General features: G+C 40.7%; 4 protein-coding genes. All 4 read left to right on the forward strand.

Annotation, left to right across the window (positions count from 1 at the left end):
* The first annotated feature begins 139 nt into the window (after positions 1-139).
* From BHE89_RS11145 to BHE89_RS11160, 4 genes are read left to right on the forward strand one after another with little or no spacing between them, the layout of a single operon-like run.
* Positions 140-1,375, forward strand: coding sequence for an ABC transporter permease (locus tag BHE89_RS11145; RefSeq protein ID WP_069369498.1), 1,236 nt, complete (start codon positions 140-142; stop codon positions 1,373-1,375).
* Positions 1,365-2,921, forward strand: a complete 1,557-nt coding sequence (locus BHE89_RS11150) for a formylglycine-generating enzyme family protein (protein WP_069369497.1) — start codon at positions 1,365-1,367, stop codon at positions 2,919-2,921. The genes BHE89_RS11145 and BHE89_RS11150 overlap by 11 nt, the downstream gene beginning before the upstream one ends.
* Before the next feature lie 24 nt (positions 2,922-2,945).
* Positions 2,946-3,629 carry a hypothetical protein gene (locus BHE89_RS11155; protein ID WP_069369496.1) on the forward strand — a complete coding sequence of 228 codons (684 nt, stop codon included), beginning with the start codon at positions 2,946-2,948 and terminating at the stop codon, positions 3,627-3,629.
* 17 nt (positions 3,630-3,646) lie between these two features.
* A complete protein-coding gene (locus BHE89_RS11160; RefSeq protein WP_260664875.1) occupies positions 3,647-4,135 on the forward strand; it encodes a hypothetical protein in 489 nt (162 codons plus the stop codon).
* The last annotated feature ends 25 nt before the right edge of the window (positions 4,136-4,160 follow it).

Raw genomic sequence — 4,160 nt, forward strand, 5'->3', positions numbered from 1 at the left:
AATGCGCAAGTGCTGTATGCACTCATTGTCGAAATGGTAAAGCAACTGGATATCTCTGCACTGGTTGTGAGTCACGATTGGTCTTTAGTCGAGCGTTTTGGTTTTAACCACTATCACGCACAACTTGAAGGAGGCGGTAGTGTCTTTATCAAACAATAGCGCCAATCCTAATCGCCTAGGCTTACTTTGCTCACTCGCTTGGCGTGACTTAATTTATGATCGCAAAGTCGCACTCTGTATTGTGTTCTCTTTAGTTTCTGTGATTGCGCCACTACTGCTACTGTTTGGACTAAAGAATGGCATTGTAACGCAGCTTCACAACCAACTGCTAAATGATCCTCGTAACCTTGAAATACGTATGTTAGGTAATGGCAACTACCCTCAAACTTGGTTTGATGAAATTGCGCAAAAAGAAGAAGTTCGTTTTGTTATCCCATTAACACGTAGCTTAAACACACAAGCCGATATTGTGATTGATGGGCAACATTTTATTGATAATGCCGAAATTATTCCGACGGCAGAGCACGATCCTTTATTAGAGGGTGCGACTATTCCTCAAAATGCAGACACCTTAGTGCTCTCTGCCAATGCGGCACAAAAACTACAGGCGAATGTAGGCGATAGTGTGCGCTTATTTATCAGCCGTAAGCTTAATGGTGTCAATGAACGAGCCAAACGTACCTTTACAGTCAGTGCCATTATCAGTGATAGCAAGTTTCCAAGAGCAGCCGCTTTTGTTTCTCTTGATGTTTTAGTCGCAATGGAAGATTACCGAGATGGTTATCAAGCACCTCTTTTTGGCGTAACACAAGGCGTTGAAGCAAAACCAAGAACCCAGTTTGCTAAAGCTCGCCTTTATGCAAAAAATTTAGATGCCATTGCGCCTCTTGATGATTGGTTTAGACAACAACACATCGATGTGATGACACAAAAAAGCCAAATAGACGCTGTAAAAGCAATCAGCTACGTCCTTAACGTAATTTTCTCCGTGATTGCATGGGTATCACTATTAGGCTGCATTGCCTCATTAATTGGTGCATTCCTTGCCAATATTGACCGTAAACGCAAAGACATGGCTGTACTACGTCTATTAGGTTTTCGTCAATTTGCCGTCTCTTTATATATTGTGTTGCAAGCACTGCTATTAACCAGTGTTGCCTTTATTTTAGCCCTTGGGCTTTATACCATCGGTAGCGCCTTATTTACCTCATTATTAGGTACACATTTACCTGAACAAGCCTTTGTTTGTCAGTTAACATTTTGGGATTTATTGATTGCCATGTGCAGTGCCTTACTGGTGGCCTTAGTGGTGGCAAGTATTGGCGCATTACGTGCCGTTTCGATTGAACCAGCGGAGAGCTTACGTGAAATTTAATTTATCGCTGCTAACTTTATCATTCGCGCTGTTATCTAGCAGTTTTACCGCATCTGCCAAATGGGACGATAAATTCGTTAACCCAAAAGCTTTACCTGATGATGTGATCTTGCCTTTCCCTTGTGACGGTTCAATGATCTTTCGCCAAGTCACTATTCCATTAAGTCAACCGTTACAAGACTACAGCGTGACGCTAGGGCAAGAAGGCGATGAATGGGGTTATTTAGAGCAATCACGAGCTGAACATATTGCGGGTAGTTTCCCACTAAAAGGCAAAGAAAAAGGCCGTTATTACCTTATGGCGAAATATCCAGTTACTGATCTGCAATATAACGCCATGCAGAGCGTGGTTAACGGTAAAGAGTGCCCTGTTGCTTCAAATAAATTACGTTTACCAAAAGTGAATATCAGTTGGTATGAAGCAATGCAATTTGCAGATCAATATAACCAATGGTTAAGAAGCAAACATCCAGAAGCACTCCCTGTTGAAGATGGCGCAAAAGGTTTTGCAAGATTACCGACAGAAACAGAATGGGAATTTGCGGCGCGTGGTGGTTTAAACGTCTCTGCCTCAGAATTTCGTGATATGCGTTTCCCAATGCCAGAAGGCACCAAAAACTATATTTGGTCAGCAGGTAGCCAATCCGCTAATGGCTCATTACAGCTCACCGGTTTGTTATCACCGAACCCACTTGGCTTACATGATATGTTGGGTAATGTCGCTGAAATGATGTTTGAGCCTTTTAGACTCAATAAACTCGACCGCTTACATGGACAAGCGGGTGGATTTATTGTGCGCGGTGGTAGCTATCTCACCCCAGAAAGCGATATGCGCAGTTCATGGCGTCAAGAAGAGCCTTATTACACTAATACTGGTGCGAATAAAAACAAATACACAGGCTTTCGTTTAGCGATAGTTGCCCCAGCATTAACCTCACGTGACAAAATCAAAGAGATAGAAAAAGAGTGGCAACAATTAGGTAATGAGAAACCCGCTAACAATAAATCAAAAACCAATAGCGATAATTCCATTAATAGCCTAAATACGCTATCAACCCAAGTACAAGATGAAGCATTGAAGAAACAATTAGCTGAATTGAAAAATACATTACGCGCAAACGCACAACTGCGTGATGAACAACGAGATCAAGCTATCCGCACTTCACTGCAATTAGGTGCTTTTTTATGTACCAAATTAAAAGATGATGGCGAATTTTATGATCGATTAATCGCTCTCCATGAAAAAAACTGCCCTACTGGCACAAAAGATGCCACATGTGAGCGACGTCAAGCGCAAGTTAATGAACATAAAAAAACCCTCGACTTTGTTGTGAGCTATTACGCAGACACCTTAGTGGATATGGCAACAACGTATGATGCTTCTTTAGTAAAACCTCAAATTGACGTTGTACGCCAATTGATGGAGGCCAGAGGAAAATCCAATTTAAATACGTACCTTTCAACGTATATGCAAGGACTGCAAGGATATTGGGCTAATGGTAAAGTTTCACGCAATGAATGGCTTGAAGCGTGCAAAAAACAATAACAGAGACTTTGAGATAGGTGTGGTATGAACAAACAACTTATGGCTGTACTTAGCATTAGTACATTACTTGCCTTATCAGGATGCCAAAGCAATAACGGTACTGATCCTCGATTAAAAAACAACAGTGATATGGAATTTTTCAGCAAATCAGGCATTACAGCTTGTGCAGGGGGGGCTGCAATTGGGGCATTAGGATGCTTAGTCTCAAATTCCAGCAATAAAGGCGCATGTATGCTCATTGCTGCTGTCGCGGGTTGTGGTGTCGGTATTGGTGCAAATGCCTATTTAGACAACAAACGCCAAAATTACGCGACAAAAGAAGAGATGCTCAATTCCATGATTGCTGACATTCAAAATGAAAATCAGCGTTTACAAAGTGCCTCTAACACAGCGAAAGCGGTGATTGCTGATGATAAAAAAGCCATTGCAAAAATTCAGCAAGATATGAAACAGCAACGTTTAAATAAAGAAGCCGCAGAGAAACAACTCAAAGGTATTGATGCCAATATTGCAGCACTTCGCTCACGCTTAGCAGATATGAAAAAACGTGAAAATGAATGGCGTGATATCGCAGCGCAAAGCCGTCAAGATGGCTTAAAAACAGCACAGCTTGATAAACAAATCAATGGGATGAAGCAACAAGTTGCCTCTTTACAAGAAGAGCTTGATAGCCTTTATACTCAACGCACTGCAATAAGACTTAGTTAAAATTAAAAAGGATAATGATGAAATTTTTACCACTTTCCCTTCTCGGAATGACCTTACTTTTAAGTGGATGTGTGACTAATCCAGCGGATTGTGATCCGACAACAGGCGATGTCAGCATTATCACCAAATTTAATTGTAATTACTCAGGGACTTACGATAACCGTATTGAGCAAAAAAAAGTGATCCTAGGCAATGAACAAGCATTAAATAGAGAATTTAAAGCTGTTTTAGCTGCCATTGAAAAAGAAAAGCAACAAACTAATGCCAGCCTCAAAACCCAACAAGCAAACCAACGCGCATTAAATCAATCAATGACCAATCTGTTAAATCAAATTCGCCAAAAAACGAAAGGGCAAAATGATATTCAAAAGCAGATCAATGAAATTGATAAACAAATGAAAGCAGCCCAAAACAACCCATCAAAATCAGTGATGGAAAAACAACTTGAGCTAGAAAATTTACAAAATCAGGTCATTAGCCTACAAAGTGATTTAGGCCTTAAATAAACCTAAAAAGGCTCTCATTATTATA

It is taken from the genome of Shigella sp. FC1967 (genome assembly GCF_001743005.1).
In the GTDB taxonomy this organism is placed as follows: Bacteria; Pseudomonadota; Gammaproteobacteria; order Enterobacterales; family Enterobacteriaceae; genus Proteus.